General features: G+C 41.3%; 14 protein-coding genes, 1 other RNA gene and 1 pseudogene. 4 read left to right on the top strand and 12 right to left on the bottom strand.

Annotated features, from left to right (window positions below):
• Positions 1-30: 30 nt before the first annotated feature.
• The 3 genes from trmB to D3P96_RS03485 are packed head-to-tail and all read right to left on the bottom strand — an operon-like array spanning position 31 to position 2,486.
• Positions 31-693, bottom strand: a complete 663-nt coding sequence (trmB, locus tag D3P96_RS03495; RefSeq protein WP_124943011.1) for a tRNA (guanosine(46)-N7)-methyltransferase TrmB — start codon at positions 691-693, stop codon at positions 31-33.
• Complete coding sequence (locus D3P96_RS03490; protein ID WP_185696076.1) at positions 677-1,783, bottom strand: ABC transporter permease; 1,107 nt, start codon at positions 1,781-1,783, stop codon at positions 677-679. Before D3P96_RS03490 ends, trmB begins: the two co-directional genes overlap by 17 nt.
• Complete coding sequence (locus D3P96_RS03485; RefSeq protein ID WP_124943009.1) at positions 1,776-2,486, bottom strand: ABC transporter ATP-binding protein; 711 nt, start codon at positions 2,484-2,486, stop codon at positions 1,776-1,778. Before D3P96_RS03485 ends, D3P96_RS03490 begins: the two co-directional genes overlap by 8 nt.
• 146 nt (positions 2,487-2,632) lie before the next feature.
• Here D3P96_RS03485 and D3P96_RS03480 point away from each other — a divergent pair, with 146 nt between their 5' ends.
• On the top strand, positions 2,633-3,061 hold the full coding sequence (locus D3P96_RS03480; RefSeq protein ID WP_124943008.1) for an HIT family protein: 429 nt from the start codon (positions 2,633-2,635) through the stop codon (positions 3,059-3,061).
• Positions 3,062-3,068: 7 nt separating this feature from the next.
• Positions 3,069-3,374 (top strand): hypothetical protein, encoded by a 306-nt coding sequence (locus tag D3P96_RS03475; protein ID WP_124943007.1) that lies wholly within the window; start codon positions 3,069-3,071, stop codon positions 3,372-3,374.
• Between the two features lie 45 nt (positions 3,375-3,419).
• Here the strand turns inward: D3P96_RS03475 and uvrB are convergent, their stop codons facing one another.
• The 9 genes and pseudogenes from uvrB to D3P96_RS03430 form a co-directional block, all read right to left on the bottom strand.
• Positions 3,420-5,438, bottom strand: coding sequence for an excinuclease ABC subunit UvrB (gene uvrB, locus D3P96_RS03470; RefSeq protein WP_124943006.1), 2,019 nt, complete (start codon positions 5,436-5,438; stop codon positions 3,420-3,422).
• Between the two features lie 138 nt (positions 5,439-5,576).
• Positions 5,577-6,212 (bottom strand): YfbR-like 5'-deoxynucleotidase, encoded by a 636-nt coding sequence (locus tag D3P96_RS03465; RefSeq protein ID WP_124943005.1) that lies wholly within the window; start codon positions 6,210-6,212, stop codon positions 5,577-5,579.
• 102 nt (positions 6,213-6,314) lie between these two features.
• Positions 6,315-7,508: a CamS family sex pheromone protein gene (locus tag D3P96_RS03460; RefSeq protein WP_124943004.1), complete on the bottom strand. Its 1,194-nt coding sequence runs from the start codon at positions 7,506-7,508 to the stop codon at positions 6,315-6,317.
• Between the two features lie 58 nt (positions 7,509-7,566).
• Positions 7,567-9,573, bottom strand: coding sequence for an NAD-dependent DNA ligase LigA (ligA, locus tag D3P96_RS03455; RefSeq protein WP_124943003.1), 2,007 nt, complete (start codon positions 9,571-9,573; stop codon positions 7,567-7,569).
• Positions 9,574-9,585: 12 nt separating this feature from the next.
• Complete coding sequence (gene pcrA, locus D3P96_RS03450) at positions 9,586-11,871, bottom strand: DNA helicase PcrA (RefSeq protein WP_124943002.1); 2,286 nt, start codon at positions 11,869-11,871, stop codon at positions 9,586-9,588.
• A gap of 35 nt (positions 11,872-11,906) precedes the next feature.
• Positions 11,907-13,037, bottom strand: a complete 1,131-nt coding sequence (locus tag D3P96_RS03445; protein ID WP_124943001.1) for a THUMP domain-containing class I SAM-dependent RNA methyltransferase — start codon at positions 13,035-13,037, stop codon at positions 11,907-11,909.
• Positions 13,038-13,126: 89 nt separating this feature from the next.
• An RNA gene (rnpB, locus tag D3P96_RS03440) (RNase P RNA component class B) lies at positions 13,127-13,496 on the bottom strand.
• Between the two features lie 177 nt (positions 13,497-13,673).
• Positions 13,674-14,018, bottom strand: a pseudogene (gpsB, locus tag D3P96_RS03435) (cell division regulator GpsB); the annotation flags it as partial.
• Positions 14,019-14,096: 78 nt separating this feature from the next.
• On the bottom strand, positions 14,097-14,669 hold the full coding sequence (locus D3P96_RS03430) for an SLOG family protein (RefSeq protein ID WP_124942999.1): 573 nt from the start codon (positions 14,667-14,669) through the stop codon (positions 14,097-14,099).
• 138 nt (positions 14,670-14,807) lie between these two features.
• On the opposite strand from D3P96_RS03430, the gene recU reads away from it, so the two are divergent.
• Positions 14,808-15,410 (top strand): Holliday junction resolvase RecU, encoded by a 603-nt coding sequence (gene recU / locus D3P96_RS03425; protein ID WP_124942998.1) that lies wholly within the window; start codon positions 14,808-14,810, stop codon positions 15,408-15,410.
• Between the two features lie 18 nt (positions 15,411-15,428).
• Entirely contained in the window at positions 15,429-17,783 is a 2,355-nt protein-coding gene (locus D3P96_RS03420) for a transglycosylase domain-containing protein (RefSeq protein ID WP_124942997.1), read from the top strand.
• Positions 17,784-17,815 lie beyond the last annotated feature (32 nt).

Below are 17,815 nucleotides of genomic sequence, written 5' to 3'. Positions count from 1 at the left end.
CAGCCAGACATTTTCTGGTTGGGTATTTTTTTACTTAAATGAACCGACAAATTTGTAGATTGGAAAACCGCGTTCTGAGAACTTTTCTTCATACTCGGTTTCAACATTATCAACCATTTTATCAGCATCTGCATGCAAGTCTAATGAAATCCCATCTGGCAAGAAGTTCATGCCAAATTGGTTAAATGAATAGAGTGAATATTCAAACAGTCCGCGATTGTCGGTCTTAAATTCAAGCTCACCCCCATCAGGTAGAATGGCTTGGTATCCGGCAAGGAATGTCTTGTATGTTAAACGACGTGATTCGTGACGTGTTTTTGGCCAAGGATCAGAGAAGTTTAAGAAAACCTTGCTAACTTCACCTTTGTCAAAATAAGTTTCAACACCAGCGCCATCACCATAGATGAATTTCAAGTTTGGTAATTCAGCTTCATCTTCATCAGCCATACGTCCAGCAACTGCAACAGCTGCTTCTTGAATTTCCATACCAATAAAGTTAATTTCAGGATACTTTTTGGCCATTCCAATGATGAAACGTCCTTTTCCAGTTCCTACTTCGATTTGAATGGGTTGTGCAACTGGGAAGACGGTGTCCCAGTGCCCCTTTAGATCAGTCGCATTTTTTTGATTGATCACGAGGTCGGCGTGAGCTTCAAGCCAAGGACCCGCCCACTTTTTATTTCTTAGACGCATGTTTTACTCTCCTTTTAAACGTGTTCGCAATGATGCGATCAGAGTATAAGAATACCAAAGAAAGACCGAAAATGACAAGCAAAATCATGATAAATCCTTGGTTTATTGAAATTGTTTGGCAAATAAGTAAAATAACTGCCCAAACTAAGTTGACAACAACGATTAACGGCCATCCTAATTGATGAAAGGCACGTTGTCGGTCACGCACATCTACGGGGATGACGTAGTCGAAAATTAAACGACGGTAACCCCCGACTAAAGGAATTAGTTGGGCAATGAATAGATATTCTAACAGTGCTAACAGAATTAAAAGTAAATACCCGTTGGTAAATGGAATTAAAATACTCCCAAGGACCAAAGTTCTAACCCATAATCCGAGATACTGTTGTTTACGCATAAAGGTTGTGACATACATGGGCAACAGTGCCTCACGATGATAACCAGGCCAATATGGACGTAGTCGTTCTAGCCAAGGATGCGACTTGATTGTGCTTTGTAGCCCTGGCACATCAACAAATAAATTAAAAAAGGTATAGATTGTATTTAAACGTTGTTCTTCAAAGCTGGCAATCGCACGCCAATTCATGAGTTCTGGCGTAGCCGGTTTAAACGCAGCAACTTGATGGGCTTTACGATATGTAATCCCCATTTTAATGACCATCATCATAATAGTGATTCCAACGACCATGAACACATTGATTGGGAAAAGCTTCAGCATCAGTGGCCAAAAAATCAGCATCAATCCCGCTTCAATGGCCCCATTAACCAGCATGCTATAATGTGTCGCCGTTTGCCAAAGTTGCTTTAATTGTTGGTCATTTCCCAAGAAAAAAATGGCATCGGCTGGTTTTACAAAATTAGCTGGCGTTTTGAAGCATAGTAGCGTCAATAATAATAGCATTGCCAATCCTGTTTGCGTCCACCAAGTGACCGGTAAAGTTTGGAGAATATGGTGGTATGCAAATAGTAATGCACCAAACAGGAAGAAAAAAGCAATTACGGCGTGATCATTGAACACATATTTCAGATACTTTGAAAACCGGCGCCATTCTTCAGTCCAGCGTTGTTTAAAAAGTTCATTTTTACCCATTGGCCTGCTCCTCACCGATGAGCATCGCGGGTACTTGGTCACTAATTGCATCAATGGCCCCACTCGCAACGATTTGGCCTTGTTCTAGGTAAATATATTGATTAGCATGGGCTTTTAAGGTACTCATGACATGCGTCGTAATCAAAAGACTGGCTCCTGCTTCACGCTTTTCATCAATTAGGGTTAGTAAATCTTGAACGGCAAGCACATCGAGGCCTAAAAAGGGTTCATCAATAATGAATAAATCAGCTTGGGTGATAAATGCCATGACAATCATGACTTTTTGACGCATTCCCTTTGAAAAGTGTGTTGGGAACCACTTTAGTTTGTCATCTAAGCGGAAAATTTTAAGTAAACGCTTTGCCTCTGCCCAACTGGCAGTTGGATCTAGTTGATAAATATCAATCATCGCTTGAATATGTTCCTGTAGATTAAGCTCTTCATACAAGACGGGTTGTTCAGGTACATACGCAATTTGCTTTTTGAAGGCAACCGGATTCTGCACCAAATTTTGGCCGTTGAGCACAATTGTGCCAGTTTTTGGTGCCAATAAGCCAATTAAGTGGTTAATGATGGTTGATTTTCCAGAACCATTTAAACCAATTAAAGCAGTCACTGATCCTGCGGGGATGGTGAAATTAATATTTTGGATGACAGTCGTTTGGCCGTATCCACCTGATAAATTGTTAACTTGTAAGGTCATAAATATGCCCTTTCTCATTTTATAGTGTGGTTATCATAACATAGCTCTATTCTACACCATTTTTAAAGCGAAGAATGCAAGCATATTTACCAATGATAGGCTATAATAAGAATAGCGATTATAAAAAACATATTTGGAGGCACACCATGGCAGCAGACATTTTTGATAAAATCATTGCTGGTGAAGTTCCAGCATACAAAGTATATGAAGATGAAGACGTTTTAGCCTTTTTGGATTTGAGCCAAGCAACACCTGGACACACCTTGTTGGTACCTAAAGCAGATGTTCCTGATATTTTTGCCTATTCTGATGAATTGGCCCAAAAGGTTTTGACAAAAATTCCTAAGGTTGCACGTGCAATTAAAGCCAGTGACGATAAGATTATTGGCATGAACATTTTAATGAACAATGGTGAAGCGGCTGGACAATCGGTCTTCCATTCACATATCCACTTAATTCCACGCTATCACGATGATGGTTTGGACCTACCCGCCCCTTCTGAACCACATCCTGTTTCGGACGAAGTTTATAAGGAACGTGCCGCTAATATTAGCGCCCAATTCTCAAAGGAGTAGTGCATTTATGTTTAAAGGTGTTAAACAACTATTTGGTAATGCAACCCAAGCCATCACTTTAAATACGAAGGCCCTCGTCCTACGTGTCAAAGGTGTCCAGGTTAGTTCCAAAGAATTAAGCGAGGCAATGGACAATTTAAAGGAAGCCATGCCCCTCGTTGAACAGACGTCTAAGGACTTGCAAAAAAGTGTAAACAAAATGAACTTTAAGAACAAGCCCCATTTGGAACGCATTGACGAAGCGAAAGCCCGCATTGATGGTGAATTGGCGACAATCAATCAGATGCTAACCTTCAAGAAAAAGAAGTCATAAAAAAAGAGCAAGCACAACATTGTGTATTTGCTCTTTTTTTGTGATTTATTCACCAATTTGTAGTTTTAATTCCATAACCGCGTCACGTAAGTTTGCTGCTTCCTCGAAGTCAAGGCGCTTTGCAGCAGAACGCATTTGATCTTCAAGATTGGCAATTGTCGCTTCTTGATCACTTCGTGGCATATCCTTGAATGCAGTTTGGGTAAAGCTCTCATTATTATTATCATCCGCCTTGGCTTCATGCGTAATCGCAATCAGACCACGGATTTCCTTTTTAATCGTATGAGGTGTAATATCGTGGGCTGCATTGTATTCCATTTGAATCGTTCGACGACGTGCGGTTTCATCCATGGCTTGTTGCATGGATTTGGTAATTGAATCACCATACATAATCACATGTCCGTGTTCATTTCGAGCAGCACGCCCGATGGTTTGAATTAATGAACGTGGATTGCGAAGGAACCCTTCCTTATCAGCATCTAAAATTGCCACAAGTGAGACTTCAGGGACGTCAATTCCTTCACGTAGCAAATTAATACCAACCAAGACATCAAACTTCCCTAATCGCAAGTCACGGATGATTTCTGTTCGTTCAAGGGTTTTAATATCTGAGTGCAGATATTTCACCTTAATTCCAACATCCTCCAAATAATCTGTTAAATCTTCCGCCATTTTCTTCGTTAAGGTTGTAATGAAGACACGCTCATCTACTGCCACACGTTCATTAATCTCACCAATCAAATCATCGATTTGACCAAGCACCGGGCGTACTTCAATTTCAGGGTCCAAAAGTCCGGTCGGACGAATAATTTGTTGTGCCACATGGTCAGGGCTCACTCGTTCAGTTTCATAATCCCCTGGAGTGGCGGACATGTAAATAATCTGATTAACGTGTTCTTCAAATTCGTCAATTTTCAAGGGGCGATTATCAAGCGCACTTGGTAAACGGAATCCATAATCAATCAGGGTTTCTTTACGAGCCCGGTCGCCCTTGTACATACCACGGATTTGAGGCATCGTGACGTGCGATTCGTCCACAACAATCAAGAAGTCATCAGGAAAGAAATCAAGTAATGTAAATGGTGGTTCCCCAGGTTTACGTCCGTCCATGTGACGTGAATAGTTCTCGATACCAGTTGTGAAGCCCATTTCTTGAATCATTTCAATATCATATTCAGTACGTTGCTTTAGACGTTGTGCTTCAAGCAACTTTCCTTCAGCTTCAAATTTCTTGAGTTGTTCGTCTAGTTCAGCCTGGATTGTTTTTACAGCACGATTACGAATTGAATCGTTCGTCATAAAGTGCGTTGCCGGATAAATTGAGACAAAGTCATCATCGGCTGTGACTTCACCAGTTAAGGCATCGACTTCGCGAATCCGATCAATTTCGTCTCCAAAAAATTCAATTCGGAGGGCTTTCGCATCAGATGATGCTGGGAAAACTTCCAATACATCACCACGGACACGGAAACGGCCACGCTGAAAGTCAATATCATTACGCTCGAATTGGATATCAACAAGTTTACGCATTAAGTCATTACGTTCAATTTCTTCACCAACGCGTAAGTTAATTACGTGATCACGATATTGTTCAGGACTACCTAACCCGAAAATAGATGACACAGAAGCAACAACAATGGTATCACTTCGTGAAAGCAATGAAGCAGTTGCTGAATTACGTAACTTATCGATTTCATCGTTGATGGATGAGTCTTTTTCAATATACGTATCTGAAGATGGGACATAGGCTTCTGGTTGATAGTAATCATAGTAAGACACAAAATATTCAACCGCATTATTTGGGAAAAATTCCTTGAATTCACCATATAATTGACCGGCCAAGGTCTTATTATGAGAGAGGACTAACACGGGCTTGTTGGCGTTGGCGATGACATTCGAGATGGTATAAGTTTTACCAGTTCCAGTAGCTCCTAATAGGATTTGTTCCTTGGTACCAGTCTCAACGCCAGTTGTTAGCTGTTCAATCGCTGTTGGTTGATCACCAGTTGGACTATATTTTGAAACCAAGTCAAATGGTTTATGTGTAATGTGATTGTCTGTCATGGCACCTACTCGTTTCTTAAATATTCATCTTCCATTATAGCGCACTTTGTTCAGTTAAACTTAGAAAGTTTGTTTTAACCTAACAATGGAGTTGCATTTGGTAAAAAGAGGATAGTCTTTGACAGACTATCCTCTTGCTTAATCGGCATTAAAAATAGTGATGTAAATCCGTTGTAATGTCTCTGAACCTGGGAATTGTTCATCTAATAGTTCAGGTAAGACTTCCTTGATAAAATACGCCACACTTGGCATATCGCGAAAGGCGAAGATTGTTTCGAGGCTCTCCTTATAGATATCAAGGAAAACGGGTTCTGGATTTCCCTTTTGTAATTCACCATACGCTTCATACAATAAATCAATTTTATCAGCAACTGAAAGAATCCGCCCTTCGAGTGAATCATCCTTCCCCTCATGCAAACGGCGTTTATAAACGTCTTGCAGTTCAGTCGGAATTTCAGTCTCAACGAAATTATCAGATAAACTAGTTTCCACGTTTGCGAGCATTTCGCGCAATTCAGTTGATGCGTACTTAACAGGAGTACGGATATCTCCGATGAAGCGCTCAGAAATATCATGGTTGAGTGCTTTTTCATAGAGCATGCGCCAATCAACAGCATTGCCAGCCTGTTCTTCAAGATCGCCTAGAAACTGTGCTGCCTGCGTCACCTTCCAAGAATGCGCAGCAACTGAGTGTGGTTGATACTTAAAATATCCTGGGGCACGTGAAATCATTTCTAATTCGTTGAGTCCAGACAGATATTGATGCATTCCCATGAGTTAGCTTCCTCCAAAAAGTAATTTTATATATCTTACCTGTATCAGGGTTAGATTGCAAGTGAGCAAAAAAACACCCAACCGCAGTTGAGTGTTTTTTAATTAGTTACTGCCCAAGATCGTTGTCGTGTATTTATCATCATTAGCTTGCTTCGTAACATACGCTTGCATATTACTTGATGAACTAATGCTAATTTTAACTGGGACACCCTTTGGTAGGTAATTTGGTGCGACTTGAGCAACATAATTTGCGAAATTCGTAATTTCTGTTGCTGAGTAGAATTGTGTTGAAATGGTAACGTTCAATTCTTGGACTTCGCTATCCTTATACGTTGCTTGTCCCGTCACTGATGATAGATTTGGGAAGAAGTTTTGTACATTATTAGTGAAGTTCGTAAAGCTCTTGTTTAAGTCAGCAGCTGGTGACTTTTGGTTTGGATCATCTTGGGCACCTTGGATGGGCAAAGTAACCGTTTTATAGTTAAGTTTGTTCCAGTTACCAAGGTTGTCGCCTGAAGCAGACTTATTCCAACTGTAGAAGTTTCCACCTGCTAATGAATCATCAGGGGCTTGCGCATACATGGCAACAATGATTGGGACATCTTTACTGATACCATTCATTTTACGGTAGCGTTGAACAACTTCTTTGGCCATTTCTTTACCTTGCGCAATTCGATCAGAAGCACTAATCTTTTGGACAAAGTTGGCACCATATTGTTCCTTTTGGTAAGTATCTTCAGTGTTCATACCTAACCCAAGAACAATCCCACCTAATTCAAGTTTGCCATCTTTTTGCTTCATGTAATCCTGCTCTTCAATGGTTTGCAAATAAATTGGGTTTCGAGATGCATCAGTCTTCTTGTTGTCTGTTGGGTTCAAACCTGATGGATTATCCTTAGATTTACGACCCAACCAATCATTGGCGGTATTCGAATCAAGATATTGACCTTCTTGGAAAACATAGTCTGAAGGACTAAAGTGATCCTTAGAGAAATCAAGCAGTCCATTTTCAAAACTGATCATGTTAAATTGATTATTATTTTTTGAAGCCGTGACACCACGGGCTTTGCTTGTTAAATAATGACCATTTTTAATCACAGTTTTGTAATTTGAGTTATTTGTTTTTCCAGTAACTTGGACACCACTTTTACCATTACTCTTGGTTGTTACTGTTTCATGGGAATTATCAACATTATTTTTTGAGAAATAATTACCAAAGAATACTAGAATTCCAACTAACGCAAGAATTGCTAGTGCCCAGAGGCCCCATTTAATCCACTTATTATAAGACTGCATAATATCTCCTTTTCAACGCCATGCAGTAGTTGGGCGCAGTTCATTCTAAAAATTAATTTTACTTATCCATATTAGCACGTAATTGGTCTTCAGACCAAATTTCAACCCCTAAATCTTGTGCTTTTGTTAATTTTGAACCAGCATCTTCCCCAGCAATTAGGATATCAGTCTTCTTTGATACGCTATTTGTAACGGTTGCGCCTTGTGATTCGAGCCATTGCGTCATTTCAGGACGAGTCATGGCCGTCAATTTCCCAGTAATGACAACCTTTTTACCGCTCAAAGCGGTATCAGTTTGGACGGGGGCACCACTCAAGTAGGTCATATTGACACCTAGACTTTCAAAGTCAGCTAAGAGGTCCTTGGCTTGCGGTGTTGCAAAATATTGCGCAATACTATGACCAATGACTAAACCGATGCCTGGAATGGCCGCAATATCTTCAGCTGATGCTTGTGCGATTGCAGGTAATGAGCCAAATTGCGCTGAAATTAATTTGGCCACTTTGGCTCCGACATTTCGGATACCTAACCCGAACAAGAGCCGTTCAACTGAATTGTCTTTAGAGTTGGCAATAGCTGAAACGAGGTTGTTGGCTGAGACAGCCCCAAACTTATCAAGTCCTTCTAACTCAGCTAAGGTTAGACGATAAAGGTCTGAAACTTCGTGTACCAAATCATGGTCTAATAATTGTGTGACAATTTTTGGACCAAGTCCGTCTATATTCATAGCTTGGCGTGAAGCAAAATGCGTAATGGACTCTTGAATTTGAGCTGGACAAAGTGGATTGATACAACGTAGAACAACTTCGCCATCAATATGCACTAACTCCTGTCCACAAACAGGACAACTTGTTGGAATTTGGTATGGTTCTGCATCGGCGGGGCGTTTACTTAAAACGACCTCACTGATTTCGGGAATGATATCGCCAGCTTTGTGCAATAAGACCGTATCGCCAATCCGGATGTCCTTAGATTGTAAATAATCCGGATTATGCAAAGAGGCACGTGCTACCGTTGTACCCGCTAATTGAACCAGATCCATGATGGCGGTTGGCGTTACTGCCCCAGTCCGACCAACGGTCCAAGTAATGTCGTGGACCACCGTCTCTGCCTCTTCTGGCGCAAATTTATATGCGATTGCCCATCGAGGAACTTTAATGGTATTTCCGTATTCTGCTTGTAAGGCTAAATCATTAATTTTAAAGACAATCCCATCAATACCGTAGGTTAATTCATCTCGACGTTGATCGGCCTGGTTAATATAGTCGAGGGCTTGCGCTTGCGTTGAAATAACAGCATTTTCGTGATTCGTTGGTAACCCCAATTGAGCTAGACGTTCTAAAAGCGCTGATTGCGTTTGAATACCCAGTTGCTCGATTGGATTAACAGCTTGGTACAGAAATGCTGAGAGTTTACGCGCCTTTGTGATGGATGGGTCAAGTTGGCGTAATGACCCCGCAGCAGCATTACGTGGGTTGGCAAATGTTGCTAAGCCATCGTGCTCGCGTTGTTGGTTCAAAGCGACAAAGTTAGCCTTATTCATATAGACCTCACCACGGATTTCAACTGAAACGGGTTCAGTTAATGTCTGTGGAATTTCTGCAATTTGCAACACATTGGCTGTCACATCTTCACCAATCGTACCATCACCACGGGTTGAAGCTTGTACTAACTTCCCATTTTCATAAATTAAGCTAATGGCCAAACCATCGATTTTTAATTCTGCATTATATGTCAAAGGGGTATCGACTTGTTTTTGTGCCGTCGTCATCCACTCTTGTAATTCATCAATTGAAAAGACATCACCCAATGAAAGCATTGGGACGGGGTGATCAACCTTTGGTAAGTCATTTTTAAGGCGTGTTCCCCCGACTTGTTTTGTAATTGAATCATCAGCAATAAGTTCCGGATGCTCTTTGGCAAGTGCCTGTAATTCGGCGTAGGCTTTATCATATCGGGCATCTTCAACACTAGGCGCATCATTTTCATAATACTCTTGAGCCCATTGTTTAAGCTCAGTTTCAAGGGTTTGAATCTTGGCTTGAATGGTTGCTTTATCTGACATCTTAACTCCTAACTACTCTTCAAACTTTTCAATTGGGGCAAACGCTGCTAACAAGCGCTTGATACCTTGATTTGGGAAAACAATATCAAGTTCTTGGTTTTCACCACTACCAGACGTTTTCACAACACGACCAATCCCCCACTTTTTGTGTTGGACTTGATCACCATCATGCCATTCAACGCTTGATTGTTCAGGCTTATTGAATGGTTGAGAAGTGGCACGTTGCATACTGGTATTCTTATTCTCAGGTGCGCGACGGCCAGTGAAGGTCGTACCTGTCGCTGGTTGTGAACGCTGTGAGAAAGGATAATTGCTTTCTTGGTTTTGGGTACTTGAAAGACGTTGATTTTCAGGTGACTCAAGTAAAGCTGGGTTAATTTCAGAAATGAAGCGTGATGGTTGGTTATTTGAAGTTCGCCCATAGAGTAAACGGGAATATGCATTTGTAATATAGAGCTTCTCGCGCGCACGCGTAATTCCCACATAGGCCAGACGACGCTCTTCTTCCATTTGAGCATCATCTGATAATGCTCCGGCCAATGGGAATAATGATTCTTCCATGCCGACCATATAGACGACTGGGAATTCTAGTCCCTTAGCTGCGTGCAAAGTCATTAATGTTACTTGGTTAGTAGTTGCTTCGTCCAGGTTATCCAAATCTGAAACTAGGGCTAGTTCAGATAGAAAATCGGCATATTTTGAAACACTCTCATCCGTTGGCTCATAATGTTCATCAAATTCAGCTGTTACTGATAGGAATTCGGCCAGATTCTCAAGGCGACCTTGATTTTCTGGGGTTGGATGATCTTGCAAAAATTGTTCGTAACCAGATTGTTCGAGAATTTGCTTCGTCAGATCAGTGATTGAAAGATCAAATTCCGTTTGCTTTTGGAGATTTTCAATCATCGTGGCAAACTTGGTTAATTGATTGGCCGCGCGACCCGTCATGCCTGGAATCAAACTCGCATTTTTAGCAGCATCCAAAAGGGTCCAGTCTTGCTGATTAGCAAAGGCACGCAAGCGATCAATACTGGTTTGACCAATACCACGCTTAGGTTCATTCACAACCCGCAAAAAGCTTTCGTTTTCAGCTGGGTTTGTGAGCAATGTAAAGTATGCTAAGACATCGCGAATTTCTTTACGATCGTAGAACTTTGAACCACCGACAATTGTGTAAGGAATATTGGCTTTAACTAAAGCTTCTTCCATTCCACGGGATTGCGCATTCGTTCGATATAAGATGGCCTGATCCTTATAATCATATTGACCTTCCTTTTTAAGCTTTTGAATTTGTGACAAGACAAAATAAGCTTCATCTCGATCTGATTGGGCGCGGTAATACGTAATCTTTTCACCTGCCCCATTATCGGTCCAAAGATTCTTGGCAATACGCTCTTGATTGTTGGTGATGACAGCATTGGCAGCATCCAAAATGGTTTGCGTTGAACGGTAATTTTGTTCAAGCATAACAGTTTTTGCATCTGGGTAGTCTTTGGTGAAATTTAGCATGATTTGCATATTTGCACCACGCCAACCATAGATAGACTGATCTGAGTCACCCACAACAGCAAGATTGCGATGCAATCCAGACAATAAACGAATTAAACGATATTGGGCATCGTTGGTGTCTTGGTACTCATCGACGTGCACGTATTGGAACTTGTTTTGATAAAAGTTTAAGACTTCAGGTTCTTTTTCCAAAAGCTCAATTGTAAGCATAATCAGATCGTCAAAGTCGACTGATTGGGCTAAGGCTAATTGGTGCTGGTAAGCCTTGTATGCTTTGGCTACAATTTCTTCAAATGGACCATTGGCGCGTTCTGCATAATCAGCAGGCGTCTCCATCGCATTTTTTGCATTTGAGATCGCCGAAAGCACGGAGCGTGGGTCATATTTTTCAATATCCACATTTAAATCTTTTAAAGTACGCTTGATTAAACTACGTTGTGCAGAAGCATCAATAATTGTGAAATCTTTTTTATAACCTAAACGATCGATATCACGACGTAAAATACGGACCGCCAAAGCGTGGAAGGTTGAAACCCAGACGGCTTGGGCATCTTCTTGAGAGACCAGTTGGCCAATTCGTTCACGCATTTCACGGGCGGCCTTATTGGTAAAGGTAATCGCAAGGATTCGCCAAGGTAGGACATTCTCATCTTCAATTAAGTGGGCAACGCGATGGGTCAAAACACGCGTTTTACCAGAACCAGCACCAGCCATAATTAATAGTGGCCCTTCAGTCGTTAAAACAGCTTCAGCTTGTTTCTCATTCATTCCCTCTAATAAAGGATTCATAGTGTCTACCCCTTCCTGCTTCTATAATTTAAGGACTAACGGATTTTCTTACCCCAGTATTGATACAAATCAACCTTCATGGCACCGTTATATAATTTACGTTTCTTAGTTGCTTTTGCCCCAAATGCTTCTTCAAAGTTTTCATCTGAAGTCAGAATATACTTTGACCAAGTTGGCATTTGGTTATAGATGTGTCCCATTTGGGCGTACAATTGTTCAGCGGCGTCTTCATCCCCTAAACGTTCCCCATAAGGTGGGTTTGCCACAATCACACCATTAATTTTATCGGTTGACCAGTCTTTGGCTGCTAATTGTTTGAAAGTGATATCATCGCCAACACCAGCTGCGTCCGCATTGGCCTTGGCGATTTCAATCATGCTTCCATCAATATCAAAGCCTTCGATGTCTAATTCAACGTCAAAATCAATCATTTGACGTGCTTCCGCCTTTAACTTTTGGCTGATATTTTGGTCGAACCAGTCCCATTGTGAAATATCAAATTCACGGTTAAGACCAGGGGCAATATTACGCCCCATTAAGGCTGCTTCGATGGCAATGGTCCCTGATCCGGTTGTTGGATCAACGAATGGATTGTCAGTAAACCAGTGGGCTAACTTGACTAATGCTGCTGCCATCGTTTCCTTTAGTGGCGCACCACCCTTTTCAGTACGGTATCCACGCTTAAAGAGTGAATCACCGGTGGTGTCTAGGGTAATCATAACTTGGTTCTTATCAATGGCAGTCTCTAGTACATAGCGATTACCAGTTTCAGGTAAGTGCCCATGCGCATGGAAATGTTCTGATTGATGTTCAACAATGGCCTTTTTCGTGATGGCTTGTACAGTAGGTACCGAATGTAGCGTTGAATTCTTTGAACGACCATTCACAGGGAATTCAGCATCGTACGGAAGTAACTCTTCCCATGGGTATGCTTTCACGCCTTCAAAAAGCTCATCAAAGGTGTAGGCCGAAAATTCTGTCACCACAATCTTAATCCGATCAGCTGTTCGTAACCAAAGGTTTGTGCGATAGATATCAGTCATATCACCTGAGAAATATACACGACCATTTTCGGTTTGTGTGGCATAGCCCATATCTTTGAGTTCTTTAGCCACAATGGCTTCAAGTCCAGCCCCCATCGTGGCCATTAATTTAAAAGTTTGCATGTAATTGCTCCAATTGTTTTGTCTGTTTGCATGAATTAGGAAAAAAGAAAAGCCGACGCCACAAGGACGCCGGCTTTGCCGGATGTATTGGCTGTAAGCCATGTTTTGTTCCACACAAAGGATGGCATTCTTTATGTGGTGGTAATCATCTATCTCAGATATTGCTATCTCCCCGACCATCGCTTCAATTAGCTAGGTCAAGCGCCCCTACCAAAGTTTGGGTTGCCCGCTCGTGGGGTTTACCGCGTTCCATTCACATCATTTCTGGCGTGATTCGTCACTGTGGCACCTTAGCAACTATTAAACCGTAGGAAAAACCCTTAGGTCATTCGTTGGCCGTCAACTTTGAAAGCTGCCTAGCCTTATTTTTTCAGCTAGCACGAACACTACTGACATCGCAGTCAGTGCGAGCATGGACTTTCCTCATACGGCATAAGCCATACGCAATTACCTACCAATACATCAGTACTAAACATTATACACTTAATTTTGACTTTGAGTAGTCCCTTGTTGTGAAAAGTTTGCGACAATTGTTTCTTGTCCAACTTCAGTTGGCTTAACACGTGTTGCTGTTTGCGCTTGACTACCAGGTGTTGTTGCTGAAGTAACTGTTGGTTCTGCTGGGTTTGTAGCGCCATTTCCATCAGAAACAGTTCCAAAGACACGACGTTCTAAGTTAGACAAACGCTTCAAAATATCCATATTAGTGTTTGAAACATTTGTCGTTGGTGCAGCTTGCGTTGGATTACTTGCAGAAACTGCTTGAGCAGCCGTTACTTGCTTTGTAAGTTCTGCAACTTGTGCCTTTAACTTTTCATTTTGACTTTCCAATTCATCAATGTTGTTTTGGAAGATTTGGTAGTCACCCATAATTTCATCTAAATAGGCGTCAACATCAGTCTTATCATAACCTGAACCAATGCGTGTATTCTTAAATTCTTTATTTAAAATATCTTCACGAGTATGTTGCACATTTTCCATGAGTGAAACTCCTTTATCTCTTATACGTATTGTTAATTTTACCAGTTTTAAACGACAAATACAAAACTAAATTATGATTTACGACCAATCAGATTGTTGATCTGCGTATTCTTCAGCAAAGTCTTGGAGTTTTTCAAAATCAATTTGAAACACATCATAGTCTGGATGATGCTGTTGAAATTGGTGCATTCCTTTTTGTGCAAAGCGTACTTTTGAGTCTTCCACTTGCTCATCATAAAACAAAAGCGCATTATCCGTATGGGTCAGCATAAACTGTTGATAATTTTGAAGTTGTCCAGCATTTTGATACGATTGTGGTGACACCGATGCTGAAAAATCAACCTGTTGAATTAAATTCTGTAGTTGATCTTGACGTTCTTGCTTCCAATTGGAACCAAACTGTTGGTATGGTGTCATGATGGAAACTTGCAGTTGTGGATACTCTGCCTTCAATTCAAGTGCTGAAGCAGCGGCCCATTGCTCAATCCCAGACTGTCCCCCAGTAATGACCCAGTATGTATCGTCACTATTCTCTAAGTCCTGTTTTAATTTTTTTTGAATGGCAAATTTAATTACAGCAACACGGGGATCGGTATCCTTGAAGATGCCAAGTTCGTATTGTGTAAAGCCAGTAATCCATTTTCTTTCCATAACTTCGTCTATATTAGTCCTATTTCCCTTAGATAAGGTTAAATTATAACGAATTTCGAAAAAAATAACTGTAAAATTGCTAAATAAAAAAAATATTTGCTATAATTGATTAGATATTAGTGGAATTGAGGAGTTTTTATGGCGATTAACTATCCAAATGGGCAAAAGTTTGTTGCACCTGATAAGCCAAATCAACCAACGATGCAACCCACTAACCAAGCAAAGCGAGGTATGACGCTTGAAGAAGAGTTAAATCACGCGAATGCGTATTACTTAGCCACGGACCGTGCCGTCATTTATAAGAAACCTACACCAATTCAAATTGTGCATGTTGATTATCCGGCGCGTTCTGCAGCTAAGATTACTGAAGGATATTTTAGAGAAGCGTCTACAACAGACTACAATGGTGTGTATAATGGTAAGTATATTGATTTTGATGCTAAAGAGACGGCAAACAAACAATCCTTTCCATTAAAGAATGTGCACGCGCATCAAGTGGAACATCTCAAACGTGTCCAAGCGCAAGCTGGACTCGCTTTTATGATTATACGGTTTACGAGCCGGCAAGAAACGTTTGCCATTTGGGCTGATTTGTTGATTCAATTTTGGGATCAACAACAGACCCAACGTAAATCAATTCCATATTCTGAGATTGTCGAGCACGGGGTAAAGATTCCGTTTGGGCTAAACCCAACACTCCCCTACTTAGATGCGATTGATTTGTTATTGGCGCAACGTTAAATTTTAAGGAGTATTGACATGAGTGATGAATCATCACGTGTGAGTCGACAGGATCCAAATAAGAATCCAAATAGTCGCTCACAAAGACAAAAGAAGACGAATAATTCAAAACATTATTGGCGTAATGGTATTATCACGGTTGCAGTCGTCGGTGTTTTAGGGATTACAGTTGGTACAGGTATGTTTACATACTATGCCTCAAGTGCCCCAAAGATTACGGATAGTGCATTACGTGGCACATCCCAAACCCAATTACTTGATTCATCAGGTAAAGTGTTTTACACAACAGGTAATCAAACGCGTGAAGTTGCCAAAGAATCAGAAATTCCTGATTCATTAAAAGAGGCGGTTGTTTCAATTGAAGACAAGCGTTTCTATAAGCACCACGGAGTTGACCCTCGTCGTATTTTAGGGGCAACATTTGCTAACTTCACAGGTTCTTCCCTTGGATTGCAAGGTGGGTCAACTTTGACGCAGCAATTAGTTAAGTTAACCGTCTTTTCAACTTCTTCTGCCGATCAAACGTTAAAGCGTAAGGCGCAAGAAGCATACCTAGCCGTAAATCTTGAAAAGAAATATTCAAAAGATCAAATCTTAACCCTTTATATGAACAAAGTGTATATGGGTAATGGTGTTTATGGGATGAAGACGGCGGCTGAGTATTACTATGGTAAGCCACTTGATAAGCTCTCAACGCCACAAATTGCTCTGATTGCTGGGTTACCACAATCACCTTCAGGATATGATCCCTACACTAACCCTAAGGGTGCTAAGATTCGACGTGATACTGTGTTAACGGCGATGAAGGAAAACAATGTCATCTCAGCAAAGCAATTGGCTGAATACAAAAAGGTTCCCCTTTCATCTGGGTTGCAAATTGATCACCCTGATTCTGAAAAATCAGCTGAAAGTGCTAAGGTATCAGATGCCTATATCTCATCAACATTGAGTGAATTGCAAAAGATGGGTTATGATCCAACTAAGGATGGTTTGAAGGTTCACACGAACTTGAATCTCGACGTTCAAAAGAAGGCTTATGATATTGCTAACGGCGATACAGATGTACAATGGCCAAGTGATGATTTGCAATTAGCGATGACGGTTGCTAATCCAAAGAACGGTAAAGTGATTGCCCAAATCGGTGGACGTAAGAATGACACCACATTCGGATTGAATCGTGCGCAACAAACCACACGATCATCTGGATCAACTGCCAAGCCATTGGTTGATTACGGGCCAGCAGTTGAACATCTCAACTGGCCAACATATCGTGCGTTGAATGATACGCCTTACACCTACCCTGGTACCAACACGAAGGTGTATGACTTCGATCACAAGTTCGATGGTCCGATGACGATGCGTAACGCGATTGCTCAGTCTCGAAACATTCCAGCAATTCGTGCCTATGAGTCTGTTGGTGCTAAAGATGCTGCGAACTTTATGACTAAGCTAGGTATCAACACGAAGGCCGAAAACTTGGTACCAAGTAATGCGATTGGAATTGATGTTTCAACTGAACAAGAAGCAGCTGCATACTCAGCCTTCGAAAATGGTGGAACTTATTACAAGCCTTACTACGTTTCAAGTATTTCTGAGCAAAATGGTGATGTCAAAGAGATGAAGCCAGTTGGTCAACGTGCCATGAAGACCTCAACAGCCTTCATGTTAACAAGTATGATGAAGTCAGTTGTGACTGATTCATATGCAAGTATTGTGGATACACCAGAATATGCACAAGCTGGTAAGACTGGTACAACCGGTTATGCGGATGATGCTAAGGTTCCTGATGGTGCCGCATCTGATACATGGTTTACTGGTTATACAAAGACTGCCACAATCTCATCTTGGACCGGTTATGATGAGCCAAACACGCCTGGTCATTACTTAGCGTCTGGTTCAGATCAAATGCTTGCATTGGAGTCTTATAAGGCTTTGATGAATTACATTATGACTTCTGGCGTAATTGATGCAGACGGTTCGGACTGGACTGCCCCATCAAGTGTTAAGGAAGTTAATAAGTACGGTAAGCAAGAATATGAAGTGCGTGGAGCCTCATTTAAGGATCCTGGGCTTGCTAAGTTACAAGCTCAAGATGATGGTAAGCAATCTACCGTCGGTAACTCAAGTAGTTCAACAATTTTGAACCCTGATACCCGTAACGCACTTCGTGGTGAATCAAGCTCAAGTCGTGAGACTGAAAGCTCATCTCAACAAACCATTACTAATGGTGGCGCAACACCTGCTAGTTCAAGTGTAAATTCTTCGAATGATCAATCAACGGTCACACCACCAGTAACTGGGAATGAGAATCAACAAACTTCATCTTCTGCGGTCTCTACAAGTAGCAGCGCAGCAGGAAGTCCAACGCCTTAATGAAAATAAAAAGTCCCAGATATGCGAATGCA

Source organism: Weissella viridescens (genome assembly GCF_003862435.1).
Taxonomy (GTDB): domain Bacteria; phylum Bacillota; class Bacilli; order Lactobacillales; family Lactobacillaceae; genus Weissella; species Weissella viridescens_A.
Note: the sequence above shows the minus strand (reverse complement) of the source record. Positions and strands in the feature narration are given on the sequence as shown.